The following is a 26,021-nucleotide window of genomic DNA, read 5'->3' as shown; positions in this document are numbered from 1 at the left end:
AAGCTATATAATATCGCTGGAAAGGTAGTTACACATGCAAGAAAAATCACTTTAAAGGTTAATGAAGAGTTTGCCAAACTACTTCAAAATATAAGGCACAAAGCTTATGAGATGAGTTTAGAATGACTACTTTAAATCTAAAAATCAGTGCATTTCAAAATATAATAACAATATACTATTGTCAAAAAACAAGGAAATTTCGTAAAAATAGTTCAAAATGTAGTAACTTTGGAGTAAAAATATGTAAGAGATAATTTTGGTGCATATTTAGGCATTTTATTTTTTCAAAAAATGTGTTTTTTAGGGAATATTAGGTGGGTTTTTATTTTATGGATTTATTTGGGATAACGGTTTAACTTCAGAATAATTTGAGTATAATTGTTTCGGTCGAAAAGTATAAATTAAAAAAGAGGTAAGAAAATGGGATTTTTTAAAGAGGCAATACAGACAATGGCAGGACAACCAACAGATTCAACATTAAATGAAGTCAACACATTAAAAAAAGAGATAAAATTTTATAATATTGAAAATATAGGTATGAATTTTGAACCAATAGAGTGCATTCGAAGTATTAAAACACATATAGTTGAAGCAGAAATTGAATTAGCACTTGTTGCTAAAGAGTTAGGTGCTAATGCTATTATAAATGTAAAAACAACACCTATTGTTATGGTTAGTGGTACTACAAATACTAATTTTGATATGATGTCTTCTGTTGCCACTATGGGTATTGTAAGTAAGCGAGATGTAAAGGGTAGCACACACTCATCTATTCAATTTTTAATTGAAGGTACTGCTGTAAAAATAAAATAAGTTAAAGCAGTAATGAGAGATGGTGAGATAGTTTTAACACCTTGGGAAGGGCGATTGAACAGGTATGAAGTGTATAATGGAATGCAAATCTTTTGACAAGTGTTTCGCCCCAAAACCCAATATTTTGGGCTAAAATGGACTAATTTGCATCTTCATTTTTACGCTAGTCCCAAAAATCCAAATGATTATTTTATTAAAACAATAGTTAGAAATTAATTGAATGGATTTATTATTTTAATGTCGAGATTTTTAAAATCATTCTCGTTTCTTGTAAGTAAAATCAGATTCTTTGCTTGAGCTATTGAGCCGATTATAGAATCCATAATTGGCAAAGGTTTTCCTAGTTTTTTAAGTTGCGTATTAGTCACACCCCATTGAAGCATAACTTCAATATCTATATCAATAATTCTGTTATGAAACCTCACTAAGAGATCATTTTCCAACCAATGAAGTAACTTTTCTTTTTTTCGACCATCATCAAGTTTTTCGATACCAGATTTAATTTCACCAATAGTTATGACACTAAGATATAACTTTTCTTCATTCAAACTCAAAATAAAATCTATAACTTTTTTGTTTGGATTTTTAGAAATAAGTTCCGAAATAATGTTTGTGTCTAATAGATAGTTCAAAAAGTAACCCTATTAGTATATGTCCTAGAGTCTCGTTCTAAAGAGATTTCTCCTGCAATAGGACTTGATTGAAAAAAGGTTACAATGTCATTTCGTTTTTTAGACTCCATATCATCTATTTTTTCTACACTAATATTTTTAACTGGAATATTTTTTAAAAAAAACATCACCTTCTCAAAAATTGTATCATTCACATCGAGTTTAATTGTGTACATGATAAACTCCTTATTTGTATATTTTAAAGTAATTATAGCATATTGGCTAATGAAGTAATTTTTTTAAGAAGGCTTCTTCTATACGAGCATCTTTAATTGTAAATTTCAAAATATATCTTTCTTTTATCTGGAAAGTAAATATCACTTAAATCTTTCATAGGAATAGTGCTATTAAAGCTACAGAGTAATTAAACTTTTGATATATTACAACACCCAATAGAAAACCTGGTGGACTAACAAAAGAACTTAAGGTTAGAATACCATATGATGCGGTCAAAAGTTGGTTTGAAATAGAACCTGAAATATTTTAAAATACTACAAGTCCAATTCTATAATTCTATTTTTAACAAGAGCATTGGATTTTTTTAATTTAATATCAAACAACTCCTCATTAAATATCAATTTCGTATTTTCACCTTCAACTAAATTGTTATCTTCTATAATCAAATCATATTTATTTTCATTTGTTTTTGGAGAATTTTCAGTTAAAAAAACTTTATATATTTCACATACTCTTTGTTCTTCAGATATAAGCCAATTACTAGTTACTTTTTCTTGTTCAAAGTCTTCGCTTACACCAATAATAATATTTTTATTTATAGCAGCTGAGAGTTTTTTAAATATTATTAGTATATCATCGGATAAATAATTATCAAAAGATAATAATAAAGTATAACTATTGTCTTTAAGAGAAGTTAAATCATATTTTTCAGCTAAATAGTTAACTAAAACATCTTTAAATACACCAAATAATGTTTTTTCATTGGAAATAGCTATACTATTATTAATTTGTTTATGTATCCTGAAAAAATTTAAAGTTCCTAACTTTTCAAAACCTTTTTCCACAATTGATTTTAAAGAGAAAATATAATATTGTAAAAATTTTTTATTACTATTACTTTCAAAATCAGTTAAATTTGTTGTCTTTCTTTTTTCATTTAATTCTATAAGCTTATCTCTCTGATATTTCGTATTATATAAAATATCTTTAATAGTTGTTTGAACTAATTCAAGTTCAAGTTTATTTTCAATAATACTTAATGAACTAGCAACACTCAATATAGAATTAGATTGTATAGTTTTCCAATGGTTAGAAAAAAGTTTTAATATGGAATAATATATAAATTGTTTTTCATTTGAATAATCTGGTAAATAAAATTTTCCTTTATCTTTTATATTTTTAATAATATTTTTTAAAACTTCAGCAAAATTTTCAATATCATTTTCTTCAATATCATTAAATCTATATAAAAAATCTGATTCAAAATCATATAAAGATTTTAAATCTGATTTATCAAATACAATAAAATTTCTATCTAAATTAGAATATATTATAGATTCATAAGAAAAAGCTACTTTTTCAAGTTGAAATAAATCTTCTGAATTTATTAAATCAGCTGATAAATTATCTAAAATATAACTAAATTTTTCAAAGTCAATTTGTGAATTTTGAATTTTTTCCAAAATCATTTCATAAATTTTATTGAAATAAAAAACAACATTATTTTCAAAATTATTTCCAGGAGATAATATTTTTTTATCCTCTGAAATATATTCTATCATTTTCTTTTCTTCTTTAGAAAATTTAATTTCTTCATTTTCAATAAGTTGTTTAATATAATCAGTTCCTTTTCCATTACAAGATAAAATTTCATCTGCATGTGATTTTGATAAGTTGCTATTTTTATAATAAGATTTTATATCAAATATTTCTTTGAGTATGTCTTGCTTTTCTTTAGTAGTTAAAATTTTTCCTTGATAGGAAGCATTTTTATCAAAAGCGATTACTTTATAATTTTCTATCATTTGAAGATAAAATGGATCTGATTTTATCTGAATTATTGATTTAACAATTTTTGAATAACTGTCTTCATCTACTAAAAGTTCCTCAGCTGTTATATCCCCTTTAATAATTTTATCAAAATCTTGGTCAAGAGATTTAAAATTAAATAATTTATTTAATTCAAAATTTATTGTTGTCAATATATCAACTTTTTTAAATAATTCTTCAAATCTAGCAGATATTTTGGTTAATAAACTATCATTAATATGTTCTGTAATATTTGGATCAAATATAGCATAACCTTCTTCAACTCTCATTGTTAGAACATCCCATCTTTCACCATATTCAGGACCTTCTTGTACAGTATTTTTAAATTCTTTAAGAAATAATTCAATAGAATTTGATAATAAATTTTTAATAACAGAAATATTATTTTCTTTTCCATTGTATAAACTATATAATTTTATAGCTTGAAACATAAAAAGTTCATAATTAGTTTTCCCAATTTTTTCAATAACATCATAAATTTCTTGATCAAAACCCAAACTTTCTTTATTTTTCCAATCAGGTAACATATTATAGGGTTTGCAAAGCCATAAAATTAAATGTAATTTCATAAATTCTTTTTCAAATATTTCTTCTTCTAATTTTTTTATTTCAAAAAATATTTTTGAAAAATCATTATAACTTTCAATTTGTTCTCCTATTGGATTATTTAAATAAGGAACTTCATTTCTATATAATTTTAAAATAATGTCCATTAAAAGGAATTTACTTTTCTCATGGTTTTCTATTACATTATCAGAATCAACATTTTTTTCTTGAAACAAATACCAAAAAAAATCCATTGTTTCGTCAACTGTTATACCTTGATCATTTTTTTTACTAAATCCAAAATCAGTATTGAATTTTCTTCTTATAAATCCAAAACTATTTAATTCATTTTTAGAACTTATATCTAAATCAATAACATTTATATCAATTTTTGGGATAGATATAGAAAAATCTTTTTTATCATACAAATCATCATATAAAGATATATATTTTCTCCAAGTATGTATATTTTCTCTATAAGTCATTGGAGTACTTCCTAATATAGATTTTGTAAAATATGAAATAGAAAAATCTTTTATTTTTAAAAGATCAAAAGAATATAATTTTTCACTATTAGTAAAATAATTTTTTATCAAAATACCTTTATCTAACATTTTGTTTTTTAATAATGAATTTATAAATGCGTTTATTTTATTTAATTTTTGAAAATTTATAATTAAATTATTAGTAATAATTTTAATATTATTATCTTTTGTATAAAGCAACAAAGTTTTAAAATCTTCTTTTTTTAAGTTTTCATTACTTCCTAAAATTATAGTATTGATATTATATTTTTTTCTTAAATTTTCTATATTTTTCAATAAAGGTTTTAAAGATATATTTCCGTCCTCTTTAAATTTATTAGAATCAATTGAATATATCATATAATTAGAAATAATTCTATTTAAAAAAATATTATTTTGTTTTATATATTTCAACATAACTTTTAAAATATCTTCATTTATTTTATCTGATTTTTCTATATCACTTAAAGTAAATAAAATATTTGAACTTTTAAAATTAAATTCTTTATTTTCAAATTGATCAAAAAAAGTTTTTATATATGGGGTTATAAATTCTTCTACAATTGAACTATAAAATTCTAAACACTCATTTTTTTCAGTTGAAGATAAATAAGATTGTTTGTTTAAATAAAATGATAGTTCATTTTTTAATTCAAACATTTTTTTAACTTCTATCGAAATAAAATCAAGTTCTTCAAAAAAATCATTAATAACTGTTTCTAATTTATATGATAAATTTAATCTATCTGGATTGTAATTATTTACAAGTTTTTTTAATTGTAATATATCATGTTTCCTCTTTTCAAAATTTTCAATAAATGTTTCCAGAGTATTTATCGTAGCTTTTTTAGAGGCTACTAATTTACCTTCTATATTATTATCAATAATAAGTAATTTAGTTAAAAGTGGATTTGAAAAATTGAGTGAAACAAAATTTTCTGTGTTTTTTTCATCAAAATTAATACTTTCATGTCTAACAGTTTTATTTTGAAAATTTTTAGATAAAAAATCAGTGTTTTCTGTTTTCTCTAATATAGGAAAAATCTTATCTTTCATTGTTCACCTTTTATTTTTTTTATTTGATAATTGAACAAATATATGAAAAACTATCTCTTCATATTGTGGTATTTCATGCATATCTAAAATGTTTTGATACTTATCTTCTTCTAAAACTAACTCATAAGCTTTAAGTATTGATTTTATTTCTTTGTGAAGTTTTTTGGTTGTAAATCTATTTTAATAATCGCTCTCTAAAAACTTCTTATATCCATCAAGCATTATCTGACAAAAAATATCTATGTCATCTTTTGTTTTATTTTCTAAATTTATATTGGTAAAATGTATAACTTCTGCAGTATCACAGCTACTGAGTCCATCATGATCATCACCTATATAATCAAATTCTACATGCTCAATGCCAAAATTTGGAAATATCTCTTGTATCTTTTTATAATCAAATGAAAATATCAAATCTTCATCATAACTATCGATATCTGTCCAGATACTATCTTGCCAAAGACTCATCTCTATCTTATCAGCAAATATTTCATCTAGTTTTTTTTGAAAATACTCTTTTAAATTTTGTACCATTTTTTAACTTTTATTTTGTATTTTTATTAGAATATTGTTACCCAATAATTCCATACCAAATTAGACAACAAGCCAATTTGCTTTATAATTAGGTACTTAACAGCGAAAAAGTCACACTAAAAACTTTCACCTCATAGGTGTAACTTTTTCAACTACATATGGATTATGACAAAAACTATCTTAAATTTTGAGTTAATTAAAAAAAACGGGTGCATAAAACACCATTCAAACTATAGTATATTAGGAGTAAACGAAGGATTATTTACAAATGGTTGTAATACTAAAAATCGTGCTTCTAAAAGAGAAATAAAGAGATACCTTTTTAAAGACTAATGTATAATTGATATAAAATTTTATGGGGATATAGTGTTTAACATTGACCTACTTAGAAAAAAGGCGCAGAGCTACTATGACAGTGGAAAGTTTTATAGTGATCTTTTGAGTGGTAATACTATATTTCCATTGCGATACTCTTTTAAAAGACCAACTGAAAAGGTGTTTGTCTCTTCAATTGAAGAGATTCAAAAATCTTTATCTTCTCTTAAAAAGTTTGATAGATTTATTGAGTATTCAGCTGTGGAGTATAAAAGAGTTGGATCACAACGGCTTCCTTCAGTACTCTGTTTTAAAACTTTAGATGACTATTTACAGTTTCTTGGGAAAAGTAAGGAGTATCAGGCATTTGTTGAAGGTTTTGAAAGTGCAAAATCTTTAGGGCTTGGAGAGTTTTTACGTCAAAAACCGCTTATTTTATTGAAGCATTTGGATGTATGGGATCGCATTATCTCTGTTGTGCAGTTTTTTCTGTTACATCCAAAACCAAATATTTACATAAGAGAGCTTCCAATAGAAGGGGTAGATACCAAGTTCATACAGTCACATAAAAAGGTACTTGATACACTTTTGCAGGTAGTACTTTCTACAAAATTTTATAATTCATCAATTACCAAACTTTCAGATTATGGGTTTGAAAAGAAGTATGGATTGAGATATCCTTTAAGTCGTGTAAGGTTTCGCTCTAATGAGATAGAGACTGCAAATATAGATGATATTGAGATTACCTGTGAAGCATTTAATACTTTTGGTTTAAAAGCAAAGTATATATTTATTATTGAAAATCTTACAACATTTTTGGCTTTTCCACTATTTTCAGACGTGATAATACTCTATGGAGGTGGTTTCAAAGCTGGACAATTTAGACAACTTGATCTTGACTTTGCTGAAGAGATCTTTTACTGGGGAGATATAGATACACACGGTTTTGCAATTCTTTCAAGTTTTAGATCTATTCATCCAAATGTTCAATCTTTTTTAATGGATAAAGAAACACTATATCATTTTAGCTACCTATGTGTTCAAGAGCCAACTCCAACAACAGCCAATTTACCAAATCTAATGCCAAAAGAATTAGAAGTTTATGATGCATTACGGTTTAAAGAATTTAAAGGATTACGTTTAGAGCAAGAACGAATTCCTATTAATTGGTTAATGGAGAAGCTTGAAGAAAAGATTAAATAGTTTAATTTATATAAGTGATAATTTTTTCTTTCAATAAAACTGATAGTTTTACTATTAATACTTACTGCTTTACTTATGATTATGTCAATAATAGACCAAATTTTTAACACATTCTTCAAAATCAAATTTTTTAATTTATGTCTCATAACTGTTTTAATATAATTGGGCCTCTTTTACCTAAAGTACCATTTTATGGACTTTTCTTAGTGGAAAATTTAAGTATTTAGTGTATTGACTTTTCTAGCTATTTAATAAAGTATATTAGAATAGTTAATACATATAATACTACTAGAGTTTTAGAGCATAAAAACTAAAACTTATAATTCTAATAAGAAGGATTCTTCATGGAAGTTCTTGTCATTCTTAGTATTATACTACCCATAATGGCTGGTTTTGCCATCTATTTGGCAAATAGTGATCGTGTGACCAGTATTTTGACATGTATAATGCTACCGGTGTTGTCAGTAATGGCATATCTTATCTATAGTGCAAACTTGCCAATATTGATCAAAACTCCTACAATTTTCAATCTTTTAGTAACCATCTTCGACTTTTTATTGCTGGGGTACTTCTTGTGGGTTGGGTATGCAAGAAAAAATATCTTGGTTTCACTTCTTGCGGTTGCTCAGTTTATACTGTTGATAATTGTCTTATCTATTGCTCCACACAGTGACACGGCTAATATATATGTCGACAAGCTTACAGCAATGATGTATCTGTTGGTTGGTATTGTTGGTGTGCCTATTGCAATTTTTTCTACTCGCTATATGGACTATGATGAGAAAGATAAACACAAGTTTGTTGCTATTGTCATAGGCTTTTTGGGAGTTATGAACTTTGCCGTAAGTGCCAACAATGTTGAGTGGTTCTTTGCACTCTTTGAAACTACAACACTTGCTTCATTGGTACTCATTGGTTTTAGAAAAGATGAAGTTGCTATTAACAACTCTACATTGGCACTTTGGATGAACCAAATTGGTGGTGTTGCAATCCTTTTTGCCATAATTCTTATGGTTAAAGATTTTGGTGTTTACCACTTTACAGATCTTTTAGCTATGGATCCAGCTACAATGTCAATGGCAGCTTTTGGCTTTCTTTCTATAGCAGCCCTTGTCAAAGGTGCTCAACTACCATTTCATAAATGGTTACTTGGAGCGATGGTTGCACCTACGCCTGTTAGTGCGATTCTACATTCAGCTACAATGGTTAAAATTGCTCCATTTTTGATCTTGAGAATCTCTCCTATTATTCAAGATACACTTCTTTCAAAACTTTTGATTTTAACAACTGGTTTTGTATTTGTTGCTGCTGCAGTTTTTGCACTAACACAAGATAACTTTAAAAGAATTCTTGCTTACTCAACGATCTCTTTACTTGGATTGATGATGCTTGCAGCTGCTGTTGGTACACCAACTGCTGTTGCGGTTTCGATTATGTTAATAATCTTCCACGGTTTTGCAAAAGGGTTCTTATTTGTTGAAGCTGGAATTCTTGAAAAGCTTTATAATGTTAAATATATTAAAGATATGAACAGACTCTTTGAGAGAGCTCCATTTACTCTTTTGTTTATCTTCTTTGGTTTCCTTAACATGACATTTATCCCTTTTGGTACATTCATCGGAAAGTGGCTTATGATCGAAGAGGCAAGTAACTTTCTATCTTCCGGTGGATTTGTGATGCTTATTCTTCTTGTTACAACGGGTGGTGTCTTTTTGAGTGTACTCTACATAAAAGTTTTAGGTGTAGCTATTAAACATCACCGATTTAGTAAGATTGATTTTTCACCTATGGATAAAAACTTTTTGTATGTATCAATCTGGTACTACCTTTGGTTGGTTGTAATGACAGTATTTATTTCTCCATTTATAGGTAACTTTATTATGGATATAGCTACTCCTATTGCTGGTCATGCAAATATCTATGCAGACGGATTGTCTCTAGTAGTTGGAGATTCGACACTCTATTTCTGGCAAATTATAGGTGCACTTATCTTGCTTCTTATTATTCATGCGGCACCACTGTTTGTCAAGCTTAAAGTTGATCAGACACATCCTTACAATTGTGGAGAGATATATCCAAGAGAAGCTGAGAGTTATGACTTTAACTTTATCTCAAAATATGAAGAGAAGATCAATGTTTTTGCAGTGACACTCTTCTTACTTGTGTTGGTTTTAGGAGGACAACTACTATGAGTGCGGTACTATTGACACTTTTTGCTCCAATTATTGGAGGATTGATATTTGGTATTGAGCGAGTCGTTCGTGCAAGAATGCAAAGCAGAATGGGGCCGCCTGTACTGCAGCCATTCTATGACTTTGTTAAGCTAATGGAAAAAAGACCTTTAATGGTTCACTCATTCCATGCATCTATGGGGGTAATGTATTTTATCTCTACCTGGTTTGCAATGGCAGTATTGATGCTAGGAAACAATCTTCTAATTGCCATTTTTTTCCATATCATTTCAATTTTAGCTTTGACTATTGGTGCATTTAGTGTAAGAAGTTCTTACAGTATTATGGGTGCTATGAGAGAGTTGATACATCTTATCTCTTATGAACCGGTTATTATTTTAATGGTTGTTGCACTTTACCTTGTAACTGGAAGTTTTGATATTGCAAAAATTTTATCTTATGATGGTATTCCTTTGCTTCAGTTACCTTTGGTGTTTCTTGCATTTGTAGGAACTCTTCCTATGCTTTTGCATAAGTCTCCTTTTGATGTTGCAGAAGCACATCAAGAGATTATTGGCGGACCAGATATTGAGTATAGCGGTCCATTTTATGAAGCAGTCTACACAGGTCGATGGATTGAGTATGTTTATGTCTATTTCTTGATTTTCTTGTTTGGAGGAAGCAACTATTTTGTAGGTGCACTTCTAGTTATTTTTACATTCTTGTTAGTTGTTGCTATTGACAACTCGACTGCACGGTTAGACTATAAAAGAATGTTGCAATTCTCTTGGTTTGTTCTGATTCCTCTTTCAATATTTAATATCTTCTTTTTGGCATTGGGAGGCAAATAATGGGTTTAAGAAAAAAGTCTCCGTGGATTTTGCACTACAACACGGGTGGATGTAACGGATGTGATATTGAGATTTTAGCTGCACTTGGACCAAAGTTTGATATTGAACGTTTTGGTATGCTCAACCGTGGTAATCCAAAGCAATCAGATATTTTACTTGTAACTGGTCCTGTAACTTTGAGATGTAGAGATGTACTTCGACGACTCTATCTTGAAATGCCTGAGCCAAAAGTTGTTGTTGCAATGGGAGCTTGTACGCATGGTGGTGGTGTTTTTAGAGACCTGTATCATGTTGAAAATGGCGTAAATGGGATCATCCCTGTTGATGTTTGGATTCCTGGATGTACTCCAAGAATTGAAGCGCTGATTGATGGTTTGATTGAAGCAGTTGAGATTTGGGAAAAGAAAAGCAAAGAGAAAGAGTATCTTGTAGGAGAGAGCGACGAGCTGTTAAAGCAGATAGGAGTTGTTGATGATTAATCCAGATTTGATAATGAAAGAGGTGACACTTGAGAGTGTCAAAGATGAGATTAAAGCGTGGTATGATGAAAATAAATACCACTATGTAACTGTCAATGCTGTTGATAATGGCGACTCTTTGACAATTGATTGGATCTTTTCTGAATATGGTGTAAAGAATAAGATCTATGTTTTCAGAGCAGAAGGAGTAGCATACGATTCAGTTATTCCTTCTTTGGTTGAGATTATTCCATGTACTTGGTTAAGTGAGTGGGATTTGGCAGATATGTTTGATCTGAATATTGAAAATGCTGTAAGAGGTATGTTCTTAGAGCCGGAAGCACCGCAAGCACCGCTGAGAAAGGAGACATATAATGGGAAATAAGATTAAGGTTGTATTTGGTTCTCAGCATATTGCTATTCCTGAGCCGGTAAGCTTTGTTTTTCAAACAGAAAATGAGATTATTACCGATGTAGCCGTTGATGTAGGGTATGTTCACAGAGGGATCGAGCAAGCTGCTGTTACAAAGTTTAACTTCAATAATGTCCAGTATCTACTAGCACGGGTTTGTGGTTTTTGCTCTATTACACACGCATCGGCTTATATACACGGAGTTGAAAAACTGCTTGGTGTTGAGACAAATAAAAAGATCGACTACTTGCGTACTTTAGTTGTAGAGTTAGATCGTATCCACTCACATATGTTGGCAAATGGTCATGTTGCAGAGGTTTGCGGATATGAAAATCTCTTTATGCAAACAGTAAAATATCGAGAAATTTCGACAGAAATTCTTGAGATTATTACAGGTAACCGAGTACAGTATGACTACTATACAATCGGTGGTGTCAGTAGAGATTTAACTGTTGAAAATGAAAAGATGATCCGCACTCGACTCAAAGAACTTCGTGATCATGTCTTGAAGTTAATGGAGTTTTTTGAGACTGACTACACTTTAGGACTAAAGACTAAAGGAGTGGGTGTAGTTACATATGAGATGGCAAAAAAATATAACACTGCCGGTCCTATTGCTAGAGCAAGTGGACTAAAAACAGATGCAAGAGCAGAGTTTGATTTCTTGCCTTATGAAGAGCTTGGTTATAAGATGCAGTTACGGACAGAAGGTGATGTCTGGGCAAGAAATATGGTGCGATTTGACGAGGTGCTTAACTCTATTGAGATCTGTTTAAATGTTCTTGACGGACTTGGTGAAGGTGATATTAAAGTGAAGGTTAAAGGACGTCCAAAAGGTGAAACATTTATTCGCGTTGAAGCACCAAGAGGTGAGTGTTTCTACTATGTTAAGGGAAATGGAACAAAGGTAATGGAGCGTGTGAGAGTAAGGGTACCAACCTATGCAAATGTTCCTGTGCTTAAAGAGCTGTTTGTTGGTTCAAAATACTCAGATGCGCAGGCTATTGTTCTTAGCTTTGATCCATGTCTTTCATGTACTGCACGATAAGGTGATGCCATGGTAAAGATGTTTATAGAGTCATTGAAAAACCTAACTAAAAAACCGGAAACAATTGGTTACCCTCATACGCCGTCACCAGAGCCAAAGGGGTACAAGGGGACGATTCTTTATGATGAGGAGTTATGTATTTTTTGTGACAAATGTGAAGATATTTGTCCTCCAGGTGCAATTCTTTTTGAGATTGTTGATGTCGAGAATAATAAACGCGAGTATAGTTATAACCCTTATCTTTGCATCTATTGCCATGCATGTGTTGATGCTTGTCCAAAAGCTGACGAGGGGTGTCTGGTTCAGTCAGAAACAAGATTACCACCTCTTGGACGAAATGAAACATTACCAAAAGACAAAAAACTTGGATACTTCGTTAATCGTATAGAAGAGGCAAAAGATTTCGATAAAAAGTGGGATGAGTTTGAAAAACGTGCTCGTGAAAGTCGTGAAAAGTTAGCTGAACATAAAAGGCTTAAGAAGCTTAAAAAACAGCAAGAAGCTAAAGTTAAAAAAGAGGCGGAAGCTAAGCAGCAAGCTGAAGCCAATAAATAGTAAAATCATATGAAGTAAAGTTTGTCCAATTCTTGTCTGTTAGCAAGAGTTGGACTGTAGTAATCTTCTTACAGGCTAGCTTATTAATCTACTAAAAAACAGATAATTTACAAAAAACAATATAAATAATAGCGACAAACCCTCTAAAAACTTCAAATTTATTTATTATTTAGATTTAATATGATGAATAAAATATTTGCGTGTTTCCATGTGAAACAATTAACTACTTATAAAAGTTTTAAATTCCGAATCAGTATTCATTTAAAGTTTATTTGTTACACTACCATAACATTGGTATGTAGACACAAAAAATAAGCCTGATTTAGGCTTAAAAAGGGGTTTTAGATGACACATATGGTAGTGGATCATCCGTATTTCGGTGCCTTTATGCTGCTGCTGATCACATTTGGTGCATTCAGCGCAACACTGTTTGCTGCAAGGTTTGTTAGTCGCAAACTGGCAAGGCTGGATACTGAGAAGCTCAAACTCACTATTTATGAGTGCGGGCCTGAAGTAACAAAACAGCCAAATACAATTTCGGCACAGTTCTATCTGTTTGCCCTTCTTTTCATACTTTTTGATGTGGAAATTATCTTTATGTTTCCATGGGCAATCGACTTTAAAGTCTTAGGATGGTTCGGTTTTGCTGAAATGATTCTATTTATTCTATTGCTAGCAATAGGATTTATTTATGCATGGAAGAAAGGAGCACTTGAATGGCACAGCATCAAGTAAACTACACACAAAGCGGCGGTCTGCCTGTTGCATTGACTACTGTTGATAAGATCCTAAACTGGGGACGAAGTAATTCAGTTTGGGCATTAACTTATGGATTGGCATGCTGTGCAATCGAAATGATGGCATCAGGTGCAAGCCGATATGACTTTGACCGTTTTGGTACAATTTTTAGAGCATCACCTCGTCAAGCAGATGTAATGATTGTTGCTGGAACTCTTACAAAAAAACATGCTGAGTTCATTCGCCGTCTTTATGATCAGATGACAGAGCCTAAATGGGTTATCTCTATGGGAAGTTGTGCCAATACAGGAGGTATGTTCAATACATATGCAACTGTTCAAGGGTGTGACCGTGTAATTCCGGTTGATCTTTATCTTCCTGGTTGTGCACCACGTCCAGAGACACTGCAGTATGCGGTAATGCTTCTTCAACAGAAGATTCGACGTGAGTCTGCTAACAAATCTCAAAAGCCTAAAAGGTTGGTATGATGAGACCATATATTCCCAAAGATAATGTACAGAAAAAAGCCTACTATACAGACCGCTTCTGGGTAGCACCTCGTGTACCAGAAGAGCCTGTACCAAGCGAAGGCGTTTATGCTGAAGATTTGGCAGCTGTAAAAGCAAAATGTGAAGTACTTAAAGCTTATATCCAGCGTGATCAGCTTGTAATTTACATTAATCCTGAAAACAATGTTGAAGTACTTCGTACTTTAAAAGAGGAACGCGGCTATGAAATGCTCTCTGAGATGAGTGCAGTCGATTTCCTTGCACAGCGTGGTGGTTTTGAGATTTTCTATCAAATTCTTAACCTTAGTACCGCAAAACGTATTCGTGTGAAATGTTTTGTAGATGAGTTTCAGGCAATTGAAAGTGTAAATCCTCTTTATAGAAGTGCTGACTGGGCAGAGCGTGAGATGTGGGATTTAATGGGTGTTAAAGTTAACAACCATCCATATCTTAAACGACTTATTATGCCAGATGATTGGGAAGGTCATCCACTTCGTAAAACTTATCCCCTTGAAGGTGATGAGTTTGCTCAGTGGTATGAAGTTGATAAGATTTTCGGTAAAGAGGCACGTGATATCATTGGACCAGAAAACCGAGATCCTGCTCGAGTTGACCGTTATGATACTGAACGTTTTGCCCGTCTTGGTCATGAAGTACCAAAAGGTGCTCCAGTTGATGAAGGTGCAGCAACACCTGTTCAGTATCAAGAAGAAGAGGGTGTCTTTATGATTGAAAAATTCAACAAAGCGCCAAAAGTGCTTGATAAGAGAAAGTAAGGGGACGCGGATGCAACAAACCAATAAATTACGACCGTTTTTTGAAAACCTGGAGTTTGAACGAGAAGATAACCATATGGTTATCAACTTCGGGCCGCAGCACCCTTCAGCACACGGACAGCTCCGTCTAATTCTTGAGCTTGATGGTGAGCAGGTGGTTCGTGCGGTTCCGGATATTGGATATCTCCACCGTGGTATGGAGAAGATGGCAGAGAACATGATCTACAATGAGTTCTTGCCAACAACTGACCGTATGGACTACATCGCTGCAACATCAAACAACTATGGTTTTGCTTTAGCTGTTGAGAAGTTGATCGGTCTTGAAGTTCCAAGACGTGCAAAAGTTATTCGTACAATTCTTTTGGAGCTTAACCGTATCATTTCACATCTCTTCTGGTTGGCAACACACGCACTTGACGTTGGTGCTATGAGTGTGTTCCTATACTGCTTTAGAGAGCGTGAATTTGCTATGGACTTAATGGAAGATTACTGTGGTGCACGTTTGACACATTCAGCTGTGCGTATTGGTGGTGTTCCACTTGATCTTCCTGAAGGATGGCTTGGTGCATTGGCAAAATTTGTTAATGAGCTTCCTAAAAACATTAAAGATTATGAAGATCTTTTGACAGAAAACCGCATCTGGCGTATGCGTCTTGAAGGTGTCGGTGTAGTTCCACCAGAAATGGCTAAAAGCTGGGGATGTACAGGAATTATGCTTCGTGGTTCAGGCATAGAGTATGACATCCGTAAAGAGGAGCCATATGAGCTTTACGATGAGCTTGAATTTGATATTCCTGTAACTGATGCTTGTGACAGCTATGGACGTTACAAGCTTTATATGGAAGAGATGCGTCAGTCTGTTCGCATTATTCAGCAATTGATCTCAATGTATGATGATACTCCACCAGAGTTAATGGCACATGCGCCACAATATATTTCGGCTCCTAAAGAAGATATTATGACGCAAAACTACTCTTTAATGCAGCACTTTGTGCTTGTAACTCAAGGAATGCGTCCACCGGTAGGTGAAGTTTATGTGCCTACGGAGAGTCCAAAAGGTGAGCTTGGGTTCTACATCAACTCTCAAGGAGATCCATATCCATATCGATTGAAAATGAGAGCACCAAGTTTCTGGCACTGCGGAATTTTACAAGACTTACTGCCTGGAACTTATATTGCGGATATTGTTACGATTATTGGTAGTACAAATATCGTCTTCGGCGAAATCGACAGATAAGGGGGAGATAATGGTACGTTACGATTTACGCCATTTACACGATGATTTCTATGATCGTATGATGGAATTGTTAGATAATGGAACAAAACCTGGTGAAGTGGCAATTTTCCTATTTGAGATAGGTGACTTCAGCCCTATTCAAAAAACAGCTGATATGGTCAAAGAGGCTGGACATGAGTTATTGAACTCGCTCAAGTTCAATGAAGCTGACTGGACCATTGTAGTGAGAAGGAAAAAATAGTGGCTCGAGTAGTTTTTTCGACCTGGCGCGGTGAGTTTATTGATAACCGTGGCAAGCCGGAATCTGAATGGGTTGAGTCGGAATATAAGTTGCCAGAGCAGTATGAAGCAGATAGAAATGCAAAAGCATTCATAGGCTGGGATGGATTTGCAATTTTCGATGAAGAGGTTGATGTAGTCCGGCTTGGAACAGAGTATGCGGCAACTTATCAGCAATATTCTGAAGCTTGTGGACGTTGTGCACCTGGACGATGGGGTGGACGAATTTTATATGACTTGATGGATAAAATTGCTCGTGGTGAAGGTGAAGTAAGTGACCTTGAGCATTTAAAAGAGGTTTCTAGAACAATGATGGAGACCTCTAAATGTGAAATTGGACGAACAGTTCCAAAACCGCTTTTAGATATGCTCGAGCATTATCACGATACATTTATGGACCTTATTGAAAACAAAAAACCGAGCAAAGATTATCATCTTGATGAGATTAATTACATTGCAAAAGTTACAGCACCTTGTATGGATGCTTGTCCTACGCATGTAGACATTCCTGCATATATTGAAGGTGTACGTGACTTGCGTTATGATGACTCACTTCAGGCAACACGTAAGACAATGCCACTAGCACATACTTGCGGCCGTGTATGTCCACACCCTTGTGAAGATGAGTGTCGACGTGCAAACCTTGATGAGCCGATTTCGATTATGGAGTTGAAGCGTTTAGGTGCAGATTATGAGACTGATCACGGTCTTGAGTGGCTTCATCCAAAAGAGCCTGCAAAAGAGAAAATAGATAAAAAAGTTGCAATTGTCGGTGCAGGTCCTGCCGGCTTGACAGCAGCTTATTACTTGGGTCTTGAAGGTATTCAGTGTGATGTTTATGAAGAGCTTCCTGTTCTTGGTGGTGAAGTTGCAGTGGGTGTTCCAGAGTATCGAATGCCTGTTGATAAATATAATAAAGATATCGAGCTTGCAAAGAGTGTAGGTACCAACTTCATAATGAATACAAGAGTAGATGCAGATATGCTCAGAAAGTTTGATAAAGAGTATGACGCAACACTCCTTTCATTTGGTACACGCCTTTCTAAAAAAGTTCGTGCAAAAAATGAGCGTGAAGATATGCCGGGTTACTGGGGGGCTATCAGCTTTTTGGATGAGATTAACCTCTATGTCAAATATGGTATTGGAAAACCGGTTGATTTGACAGGAAAAACTGTTGTCTGTGTTGGTGGTGGATTTACATCTATGGACGTTGTAAGATGTTCTGTTCGAGCCAATGCAGAGAAGGTTATAATGCTCTATAGAAGGGATGAGAAGACAATCATCCGAAATACAACATATGAAGAGTATCACGAAGCTGTAGAAGAGGGTGTTGAGTTTATATTCCACTCTGCTGTAGAAGAGATTCTTGAAGATGAAAATGGTCGTCTTAAAGCTCTTAAGTGTAACCGTTTTGAGCTTGTACCAGATCCAGACGGCGGACGACCGAAACTTGTAAAGATAGAGGGTGCTGATTTCATAATTGAGTGTGATTATTTGATCCCTGCGGTAAGTCAGTCTGCTGATTTGAGTCTTCTTCCTGAAGAGTGGGAGCTAGAGCTTACAAGCTGGGGAACACTCAAAACAAATGGACGTGACTATATGACAAGCCGAAAAGGGCTTTTTGCAGCAGGTGACTGTGAGTATGGACCAATGACAATCGTTAATGCTGTAGGTCAGGCAAAACGTGCAGCATCAGTCATTTCACGTTATGTAAGAACGGGTGAAATTACACTAACAGATGAAGAGATAATGGAAGATCATCTTAGAAAATTGCGTGTTTACAATAAAAATGAGAAAGTTACAGGTTGGTTGCCTGGATTACCAAGACAAGTGAGTGAAAAGTTGTCAGTTGAAGAGAGACGTGACAATAACCGTGAAGTCAATCTTGGCTTTACACAGGAAGAAGCTATAGCTGAAGCTGAACGCTGTATGCGATGCTACTACATCGCAATGACAGCGGTATAAGGATGTGTCCATGATTACACTAACAATTGACGGACAGAGAATTGAAGCTAAAAAGGGAGATACGATTCTGCAGGCAGCACGCCGTGCAGGACTCTATATTCCTACAATGTGTTATTTGACTAAAGTTAAGCCTATAGCTTCATGCCGACTTTGTGTTGTTGAAGTTGAAGGAGCAGATGGTTTTATTTTAAGTTGTCAGGCTCCTGCTTTAGATGGTATGGAAGTTCGTACTAATTCAGCAGAACTCTTCAGCCATCGACAAAATATTATGAAGCTATATGATGTTAACCATCCTTTAGAGTGTGGTGTCTGTGATAAAAGTGGTGCTTGTGACTTGCAAAACAAAACACTTGAGTTTGGTGTTGACACTCAAGAGTTTTCAGCAAAAGAGCATAAGCGCGATCTTAAAAAATGGGATTTCATTGGTTATGATGAATCTCTTTGTATTTTGTGTGAAAAGTGTGTACACGTATGTAATGAAGTAATTGGTGATGATGCTATTGAGATTCATTATGGTGGATATGGTTCTAAAATTCAGCCTAAGGGAACAGAAGAGCTTGAGTGTACCAACTGTGGAGAGTGTGTAGCTGTATGTCCTGTTGGTGCTTTGACAAGTACAAACTTTCAGTATTCTGCAAATGCTTGGGAGCTTGAAAAGATTCCGGCAAGCTGTGCTCATTGTAGTGCAGGATGTTCACTATATTATGAGAGAAAGTATGCTGGAGCTTGTGAAGCAAGTGAGAAAAAGCTTTATCGTGTAACCAATGAGTTTGAGTTTTCTACTCTATGTGGTGCCGGACGCTTTGGATTTGACTTTGAAAATCGTGTTGAAGGTAAGGATAAAGAGGCTTTCAATAAAGCAATTGAAAGCTTTAAAAAGGCTGACACAATCCGCTTTACAAGTCGCATAACAAATGAAGAGGCGATGATCTTGCAAAAACTTAAAGAGAAGTATGGTTACAAACTTCTCAATGAAGATGCAAGAAAGTATCAAAAGTTCCTTGAGAGTTATGCGACAATGAGCGGCAAGACTCTATTTAATGGATCGTTGGAATCACTTGCTGATGCTGATGGAGTTATTGTTATAGGTTCACGCATCCTTACTGATAATCCAGCTGTTCGTTATCACATAACAATGGCATCAAAACGCCATAACGCCCGTGTTATCTATATGCATCCAATGGAAGATAAGCAGATGCAAAATGTTGTAACCCAGTTTGTCAAATATGAGGTTGGAACAGAAGAGGGTGTTATTGCAATGCTTGCCAAGACAATGCTTGAAGGCAAGGTAGATATTAAAAAGATTGAGAATTATTTAAATGATTTAGATGATGGATATCTAAGTGCTGAAAGCAATGTCGGTGAAGAGGAACTTGAAGAGATTCAAAAAACTTTAAAACGCTGTAAACGTATAGCAGTAGTCATTGGGGAAGATTGCATAAATCATTCAAGAGCTGAACAGATAGCACGTTTTGCAGCACTTTTTGAGCGTTTTGGCGGTATGAGTGTACTACCTGTAGCTCCTAAAACAAACTCTTTGGGTGTTGCTCTTATATGTGACCTTGATGAAAAGGCAGGAGAGTATGTCATCGGATACAACGCACCTGGTGATTTTGTTTTAAGCTCTTTGGGAGATGGTGATCTTGATATGCCAGCACTTAATCAGCAGGAGGGTACATTTACTACTCTAAACAAACGTGTAGTGCCAACAAATGTAGCTCTTCCTTTCAATGGTTATGTGCTAAACGACTTGGCTAATGCACTTGGTGTTGAAGCAAGATATACGATTGATTATACAGAAAAACTTCCTCAAGAAAGAGGCTTTGAAGCAGTTCGTTTTGATGATATTCCATACTATTTTACCAACCAAGATGGTGAAGTACGTGGGTATGAACTTAAACGTATGAAGCATTCAGTAGACTCAACTCTTGAAGAGGTAGCTGACCTTCCAGAGTTTAACGGAGCCATTCTTTACCGTTGTGACCCGGTACTTCAGTTTGGTCCACAGACATATAAAGCATCTCAGCTAAGCAAAGAGGAGCCAATACTTTATGGTTCTGCACAATTTGCAATGGCTGCAAAGCTGAAAGAGGGTGTGCGAGTCAGGTTGAATGTAGAGGGTGTAGAGATGGAGAGAGTGTTTAAAATAGACCCAGATTTAAAAGGGACAATTGCACTCAATCCAACCTTTGACCTTGGGTTGAGAGAAGATTTGCTATCTTCAATCTATCGGTATAGTCAAAGCAAAATTGAAGAAGTGGGATAATCAAAATGAGTGATATAACAATCAAAATAGACGGGAAAGAGTGTAAAGCGAAAGAGGGTGAATATATTCTCAATATCGCACGTGCTAACGGTATTTTCATTCCTGCTATCTGCTACCTTACACGGTGTAGTCCTACTCTTGCTTGCCGAATTTGTCTTGTAGAGGCTGACGGAAAGCAAGTCTATGCTTGTAATGCAAAAGCAAAAGATGGAATGGAAATCACCACTCTTACTGAAAATATTGCAAAAGAGCGCCGTGCTATTATGGAGGTTTATGATGTAAACCATCCACTAGAGTGTGGTGTGTGCGATCAGTCAGGTGAGTGTGAACTTCAAAACTATACACTTGAGATGGGTGTTGATGAACAGCACTATGCTATTAAAGATACCCATCGTGTAGCGCAGGACTGGGGACTCATACACTATGATCCAGCTCTTTGTATTGTTTGTGAGCGCTGTGTAACTGTTTGTAAAGATATGATTGGTGATTCAGCGCTTAAAACAGTACCAAGAGGAGGTGACCCTCTTGACAAAGAGCTTAAAAATGAGATGCCTAAAGATGCTTATGCAATGTGGAACAAGCTTAATAAATCACTGATTGGACCAACAAGCGGTGATACACTTGAGTGTACAGATTGTGGCGAGTGTATAGCAGTATGTCCAGTCGGTGCTTTAGTAAGCAGCGATTTTCAGTATACATCAAATGCTTGGGAATTAACATCTATTCCAGCATCTTGTGCTCACTGTAGTGCAGGTTGTCAACTATATTATGATGTCAAGCATACAAGTATTGACAATCCGGAACCAAAAATCTACAGAGTTAAAAATGAGTGGAACTATGTCTCTCTTTGTGGTGCTGGACGATTTGGTTATGATTTTGAAAACAGAACAGAAGGTAAAGATGAAGAAGCTTTCCAAAAAGCTTTAGAGGCATTTAAGAAAGCTGATACCATCCGTTTCTCTTCAGTCATTACAAATGAAGAGGCATTGATCCTTAATAGACTTAAAGAGAAGTATGGTTATAAATTGATAAATGAAGATGCAAGACGTTACCATAACTTCTTAAAAACATTTTCAAAAGTAACTGGTAACTCTCTTTACAGTGGTGATTTGAGTGATGTTCATAACAGTGACTTTGTTGTAAGTATTGGTGCACAATTGAAAAGTGACAACCCTCGTGCAAGATATGCATTTAACAATGCAATCAAAATGAACAAGGGTGCAGGGCTTTATTTCCATCCTGTTAAAGACCCAGTTATTGAAGGATTTGGCAAAAACCTTATCTGCATTAACCATAAGCCTGGTTTGGAAGAGGCGGCACTCTATCTTATTTTGGATCTCTTTGGAGATAAAGAGAAACTTCCTAAAGAGGTTGTAAACTATCTGTCTAAGTTCCATAAGAAAGGCAAAAAGACAGTTGAAGAGACAATAAAAGAGAAAGTAACCGAAAAAGTAACTAAAAAAGTGAAAGACGAAGAGACTGGTGAAGAGAAAGAGGTTACTGAAGAGGTAACCAAAATGGTTCCTAAGAAAGTGAAAAAAGAGGTAGAAGTAGATCTTAACGGACTTCTTGACATTCTTGGAGCACCTGAAGATTTCTCTGATAAGATGGTTAAAATGCTTGCTAAAAAAGAGAAATTCTCTATTATTCTTGGTGAAGATTTAATTAACCATCCTAAAGCAGAGAATCTTGCAAAACTTGCCGGTTTAATTGAACAGTGTACAAACTTTAAAGTGCTTATCTTGCCAAGTAAAACAAATACTCTTGGAGTAAGCTTGATTTGTGATCTTGATGAAAAAGCTGGAGAGTATGTCATTGGTTACAATGCAAAAGGTGATTTTGTACTTAGCGCCAGTGGTAACGGTGACCTTGACATGCCATCAATTAACCAGCAAGAGGGCACAATGACAATTGCAGATAAGCGAGTTGTTCCTACAAATGTTGCTCTTCCTTATAAAGGCTACACTCTAAATGATTTAGCAAATGCATTAGGATTGGAAGCAGAGTTAACAGTAGACTATACGGCAGCATTGCCTGAGTCTAAAGGATTTAAAACACTTAACTTTGATGACCTTCCAAACCACTATACAAACAGTGGAGAAGAGGTACGAGGATACCTTTTAGAAGATAAAAAGGTTCGTTCTGTCAAGGTAAAAGTTGATAAAATTGATGAATCAAATGCATTAAATGGAGAGATTGCATATCGCTGTAATCCTGTTTTGCAATTCAATGAATTTACGAAAAAAGCTCATGAAATAGCAACTGACGCTAAGCTTTATGTTTCAGCTGAAAAGTGTGAGAAGCTGGGTCTAAGTGCTGGTGATAGAGTTAAAGTGACAATATCTGGTGAAACGGTGGAATTAGAGGTTGAAATCGATAAATTTATCGGTGGAGAGATTGTTATGGTACCGGATTTTGATCCTGGTATTGATGCTGACAAACTCTTTGCATCTAACCGATTCCAAAACGTAAACGTAGAAAAGGTGTAAGCCATGACATTAACTGAATTTGTAATCGCAACGATTATCAAAATCCTTGTTGTGCTGGGGCTATTCTCAGCTCTTGCAGGATTTGGAACATATCTTGAGCGTAAGGTACTTGCATTTATGCAAAGAAGACTTGGTCCAATGCATGTTGGTCCATATGGTTTGCTTCAAGTATTGGCGGATGGTATCAAACTCTTTACAAAAGAGGATATTGTCCCTCAAAACTCTGTAAAGCCAATCTTTATGATTGCTCCTGTAATTGGAGCGGCTACGGCTTTTATTGCATTAGCTGCAGTTCCTCTATTTCCTGAGTTTGAACTCTTTGGAGTGACTGTACACCCAATCATTGCTGATATTAATGTTGGTGTTCTGTTTGTTCTTGGTGTTATGGCAAGCGGACTTTTTGCACCGCTTCTTGCAGGTATGGCAAGTGCAAACAAATGGGGACTTCTTGGTGCAGCTCGTACTGCTATTCAGCTACTTAGTTATGAAGTTGTAACAGGTCTTAGCATCTTGGCTCCACTTATGCTTGTCGGATCGCTTTCACTGATAGATATCAATAACTATCAATCAGGTGGTTTCAGTGACTGGATCGTATGGACACAGCCAGTTGCATTTGTTCTTTTCTTAATTGCAGGATTTGCAGAGACAAACCGTACACCATTTGACCTTCTTGAGCATGAAGCAGAGATCGTTTCTGGTTATGCGACAGAGTATTCGGGTATGAGATGGGGTATGTTCTTCATCGGTGAGTATGCAAACATGATCACTCTTGCATTCTTGGCAAGTTTGATCTTCTTAGGCGGCTTTAATGACTGGGGATTCATTCCTGGAGGATTGGCTATTGTACTTAAAGTATCGTTCCTATTCTTTTTCTTCCTTTGGACACGTGCTGCATGGCCTCACATTAGACCAGATCAGTTGATGTGGTTGTGTTGGAAAGTATTGATGCCAATCGCTGTAATTAACGTTGTCGTTACCGGCATCGTATTGATGATGTAAGGGGGTAAAATGCGTAAAGAAAAAGTGAACTACTTCACTTTTTTAGCATTTTACGAGTTTTTGGTATGCAAACTTGCATCCAAAAACTCCGAGTACCGAAATTAAGGAGTAAAATAATGAGTCTTGAACAATTCAAAGATAGAAATGTTATGCAAAACTATACGTATATTCCAGTTGACAAACCGCCTGTAAAACCTTTAGAAAAATTTAAACAGGTTGTAAAGCGAACATTCAAAGGTGAGCTTTTTGTAGGTTTATGGGTTGTTTTCCGTGAAATGGTGAAGTTCAACATCCACACTGTTCAGTATCCAAAAGAGAAACTACCTATCTCTCCACGATACCGAGCTGTTCATAAACTCTATAGACTGCTTGAGAGTGGTTATGAAAGATGTATTGGTTGTGGATTGTGTGAAAAGATCTGTATTGCAAACTGTATTCGAATGGATACTAGATATGATGAAAATCAGCGTAAAGAGGTTACTGAATATACTATTAACCTTGGTCGCTGTATCTTCTGCGGTTACTGTGCAGAGGTATGTCCTGAACTTGCAATTGTTCACGGACCACGATATGAGAATGCAAGTGAACAGCGTGCGCACTTCGTGCTTAAAGATGACATGCTCACACCTCTTGATTTCCTAAAAGAGGGTAAGCAGGATGAGTTCCCTGGATTTGGTGCTGTCAGCCCGAATGCGGATGAGCGCATAAAGAAAACGCCATTGGCGTATTAAGGATTGGATGATGTTTGAAACAATAGCATTTTATCTCTTCAGTGCGGTGACAATTGTAATGTTCAGTATTACCGTATTGAGTAAGAATGCACTCTACTCTATGAGTGCATTGGCTGCAGGGATGATTATGATTTCCGGATTTTTCTTTCTGCTCGATGCCGACTTTCTCGGTGTTGTTCAGATAATTGTCTATACCGGTGCGGTAATGGCACTTTATGCCTTTGGTATGATGTTTTTTGATACAACACGTGAAGTCAAAGAGGAGATTAAAGCTCCTAAACTTGTATTTCTTTTAAGTGGTATGGCTGCACTTTTAATGGTTATTGCACTTGTGGCACCAATTGTATCTGACCATATTACAGCACTATACCCTATGGTTGAAGGTGTTGAAAACCCTCAAGCAGTAGGTATTGTCCTCTTTACAAAATATCTTGTTCCATTTGAAGTAGCTGCAGTTATGCTTCTTGTAGCTATGATCGCAGGTATTGTTCTTGCAGGCAAAAAGATGGATGAGAGTCTTACACTAAAAGTAGAAGATGAATTCCAAGAAAAGGGTGCCAAATGATAACACTCAGCCACTATCTGATCCTTTCAGCCATACTCTTTTGTATAGGTTTGGTAGGTGTATATCGTAGAAAAAATCTGCTTTTGCTGCTATTTTCAACAGAGATACTGCTTAATGCAGTAAACATAGGATTTGCGGCAATCTCAAAATTTTATGGCGATCTGACCGGTCAAATGTTTGCATTCTTCATTGTTGCTGTTGCGGCAAGTGAAGTTGCTGTCGGTTTAGGTCTTATGATTGTATGGTACAAGCGACGTGGTACGCTTGATATTGATTCTATGCAATCAATGCACGGGTAAAGGG

The 26,021-nt window shown here is 34.6% G+C and carries 24 protein-coding genes; 20 read left to right on the top strand and 4 right to left on the bottom strand.

The genetic code is table 11. The features are described 5' to 3' along the window. The first annotated feature begins 420 nt into the window (after positions 1 to 420). The gene (locus BM227_RS04405; RefSeq protein ID WP_092911571.1) at positions 421 to 813 is read left to right on the top strand and encodes a hypothetical protein; all 393 of its coding nucleotides are present in this window, start codon (positions 421 to 423) and stop codon (positions 811 to 813) included. 212 nt (positions 814 to 1,025) lie between these two features. On the opposite strand, the gene BM227_RS04400 is transcribed toward BM227_RS04405, so the two are convergent. The 4 genes from BM227_RS04400 to BM227_RS04385 all read right to left on the bottom strand — a co-directional run bounded on the left by BM227_RS04400 (position 1,026) and on the right by BM227_RS04385 (position 6,151). Further along, on the bottom strand, positions 1,026 to 1,445 hold the full coding sequence (locus tag BM227_RS04400; RefSeq protein ID WP_092911569.1) for a type II toxin-antitoxin system VapC family toxin: 420 nt from the start codon (positions 1,443 to 1,445) through the stop codon (positions 1,026 to 1,028). Beyond that, the gene (locus BM227_RS04395; protein ID WP_092911567.1) at positions 1,442 to 1,660 is read right to left on the bottom strand and encodes a hypothetical protein; all 219 of its coding nucleotides are present in this window, start codon (positions 1,658 to 1,660) and stop codon (positions 1,442 to 1,444) included. The genes BM227_RS04400 and BM227_RS04395 overlap by 4 nt, the downstream gene beginning before the upstream one ends. Positions 1,661 to 1,975: 315 nt before the next feature. Then, a complete protein-coding gene (locus BM227_RS04390) occupies positions 1,976 to 5,617 on the bottom strand; it encodes a hypothetical protein (protein WP_092911566.1) in 3,642 nt (1,213 codons plus the stop codon). Positions 5,618 to 5,797: 180 nt separating this feature from the next. After that, positions 5,798 to 6,151, bottom strand: coding sequence for a hypothetical protein (locus tag BM227_RS04385; protein WP_092911564.1), 354 nt, complete (start codon positions 6,149 to 6,151; stop codon positions 5,798 to 5,800). Between the two features lie 366 nt (positions 6,152 to 6,517). Between BM227_RS04385 and BM227_RS04380 the strand changes: the two genes are divergently transcribed. The 19 genes from BM227_RS04380 to nuoK all read left to right on the top strand — a co-directional run bounded on the left by BM227_RS04380 (position 6,518) and on the right by nuoK (position 26,017). After that, complete coding sequence (locus tag BM227_RS04380; protein ID WP_092911562.1) at positions 6,518 to 7,669, top strand: Wadjet anti-phage system protein JetD domain-containing protein; 1,152 nt, start codon at positions 6,518 to 6,520, stop codon at positions 7,667 to 7,669. 344 nt (positions 7,670 to 8,013) lie between these two features. Beyond that, the gene (locus tag BM227_RS04375; RefSeq protein WP_092911560.1) at positions 8,014 to 9,861 is read left to right on the top strand and encodes a proton-conducting transporter transmembrane domain-containing protein; all 1,848 of its coding nucleotides are present in this window, start codon (positions 8,014 to 8,016) and stop codon (positions 9,859 to 9,861) included. Then, positions 9,858 to 10,691, top strand: a complete 834-nt coding sequence (locus tag BM227_RS04370; RefSeq protein WP_092911558.1) for a complex I subunit 1 family protein — start codon at positions 9,858 to 9,860, stop codon at positions 10,689 to 10,691. Before BM227_RS04375 ends, BM227_RS04370 begins: the two co-directional genes overlap by 4 nt. Next, positions 10,691 to 11,170: an NADH-quinone oxidoreductase subunit B family protein gene (locus tag BM227_RS04365; protein WP_092911556.1), complete on the top strand. Its 480-nt coding sequence runs from the start codon at positions 10,691 to 10,693 to the stop codon at positions 11,168 to 11,170. The genes BM227_RS04370 and BM227_RS04365 overlap by 1 nt, the downstream gene beginning before the upstream one ends. Beyond that, positions 11,163 to 11,534 carry an NADH-quinone oxidoreductase subunit C gene (locus BM227_RS04360; protein ID WP_218147910.1) on the top strand — a complete coding sequence of 124 codons (372 nt, stop codon included), beginning with the start codon at positions 11,163 to 11,165 and terminating at the stop codon, positions 11,532 to 11,534. The genes BM227_RS04365 and BM227_RS04360 overlap by 8 nt, the downstream gene beginning before the upstream one ends. Beyond that, positions 11,524 to 12,609 carry a hydrogenase large subunit gene (locus BM227_RS04355; RefSeq protein WP_092911552.1) on the top strand — a complete coding sequence of 362 codons (1,086 nt, stop codon included), beginning with the start codon at positions 11,524 to 11,526 and terminating at the stop codon, positions 12,607 to 12,609. The genes BM227_RS04360 and BM227_RS04355 overlap by 11 nt, the downstream gene beginning before the upstream one ends. A 9-nt stretch (positions 12,610 to 12,618) precedes the next feature. Next, positions 12,619 to 13,164, top strand: a complete 546-nt coding sequence (locus BM227_RS04350) for a 4Fe-4S binding protein (protein WP_092911550.1) — start codon at positions 12,619 to 12,621, stop codon at positions 13,162 to 13,164. A gap of 345 nt (positions 13,165 to 13,509) precedes the next feature. Further along, the gene (locus BM227_RS04345) at positions 13,510 to 13,899 is read left to right on the top strand and encodes an NAD(P)H-quinone oxidoreductase subunit 3 (protein ID WP_092911548.1); all 390 of its coding nucleotides are present in this window, start codon (positions 13,510 to 13,512) and stop codon (positions 13,897 to 13,899) included. Then, positions 13,881 to 14,390: a NuoB/complex I 20 kDa subunit family protein gene (locus BM227_RS04340; protein ID WP_092911546.1), complete on the top strand. Its 510-nt coding sequence runs from the start codon at positions 13,881 to 13,883 to the stop codon at positions 14,388 to 14,390. Before BM227_RS04345 ends, BM227_RS04340 begins: the two co-directional genes overlap by 19 nt. Continuing rightward, positions 14,390 to 15,187 carry an NADH-quinone oxidoreductase subunit C gene (locus BM227_RS04335; RefSeq protein WP_092911544.1) on the top strand — a complete coding sequence of 266 codons (798 nt, stop codon included), beginning with the start codon at positions 14,390 to 14,392 and terminating at the stop codon, positions 15,185 to 15,187. The genes BM227_RS04340 and BM227_RS04335 overlap by 1 nt, the downstream gene beginning before the upstream one ends. 10 nt (positions 15,188 to 15,197) lie before the next feature. Beyond that, entirely contained in the window at positions 15,198 to 16,424 is a 1,227-nt protein-coding gene (nuoD, locus tag BM227_RS04330; protein WP_092911542.1) for an NADH dehydrogenase (quinone) subunit D, read from the top strand. Between the two features lie 10 nt (positions 16,425 to 16,434). Beyond that, positions 16,435 to 16,665 (top strand): NADH-ubiquinone oxidoreductase subunit E family protein, encoded by a 231-nt coding sequence (locus BM227_RS04325; protein ID WP_092911540.1) that lies wholly within the window; start codon positions 16,435 to 16,437, stop codon positions 16,663 to 16,665. Then, the gene (locus BM227_RS04320; RefSeq protein WP_092911539.1) at positions 16,665 to 18,668 is read left to right on the top strand and encodes an FAD-dependent oxidoreductase; all 2,004 of its coding nucleotides are present in this window, start codon (positions 16,665 to 16,667) and stop codon (positions 18,666 to 18,668) included. Before BM227_RS04325 ends, BM227_RS04320 begins: the two co-directional genes overlap by 1 nt. 10 nt (positions 18,669 to 18,678) lie before the next feature. Continuing rightward, positions 18,679 to 20,934 carry a 2Fe-2S iron-sulfur cluster-binding protein gene (locus BM227_RS04315; protein ID WP_092911537.1) on the top strand — a complete coding sequence of 752 codons (2,256 nt, stop codon included), beginning with the start codon at positions 18,679 to 18,681 and terminating at the stop codon, positions 20,932 to 20,934. A 5-nt stretch (positions 20,935 to 20,939) separates the two neighbouring features. After that, positions 20,940 to 23,423, top strand: coding sequence for an NADH-quinone oxidoreductase subunit G (locus tag BM227_RS04310; RefSeq protein WP_092911535.1), 2,484 nt, complete (start codon positions 20,940 to 20,942; stop codon positions 23,421 to 23,423). Between the two features lie 3 nt (positions 23,424 to 23,426). Next, positions 23,427 to 24,422, top strand: coding sequence for an NADH-quinone oxidoreductase subunit NuoH (nuoH, locus tag BM227_RS04305; RefSeq protein ID WP_092911534.1), 996 nt, complete (start codon positions 23,427 to 23,429; stop codon positions 24,420 to 24,422). Positions 24,423 to 24,538: 116 nt separating this feature from the next. Next, positions 24,539 to 25,153, top strand: coding sequence for an NADH-quinone oxidoreductase subunit NuoI (nuoI, locus tag BM227_RS04300; RefSeq protein WP_092911532.1), 615 nt, complete (start codon positions 24,539 to 24,541; stop codon positions 25,151 to 25,153). Positions 25,154 to 25,163: 10 nt separating this feature from the next. Then, the gene (locus BM227_RS04295) at positions 25,164 to 25,718 is read left to right on the top strand and encodes an NADH-quinone oxidoreductase subunit J (RefSeq protein ID WP_092911530.1); all 555 of its coding nucleotides are present in this window, start codon (positions 25,164 to 25,166) and stop codon (positions 25,716 to 25,718) included. Then, positions 25,715 to 26,017, top strand: coding sequence for an NADH-quinone oxidoreductase subunit NuoK (nuoK, locus tag BM227_RS04290; protein WP_092911529.1), 303 nt, complete (start codon positions 25,715 to 25,717; stop codon positions 26,015 to 26,017). The genes BM227_RS04295 and nuoK overlap by 4 nt, the downstream gene beginning before the upstream one ends. The last annotated feature ends 4 nt before the right edge of the window (positions 26,018 to 26,021 follow it).

Source organism: Hydrogenimonas thermophila, from assembly GCF_900115615.1.
GTDB classification, from domain to species: Bacteria; Campylobacterota; Campylobacteria; order Campylobacterales; family Hydrogenimonadaceae; genus Hydrogenimonas; species Hydrogenimonas thermophila.
This window is presented reverse-complemented; position numbering and strand designations above follow the sequence as displayed.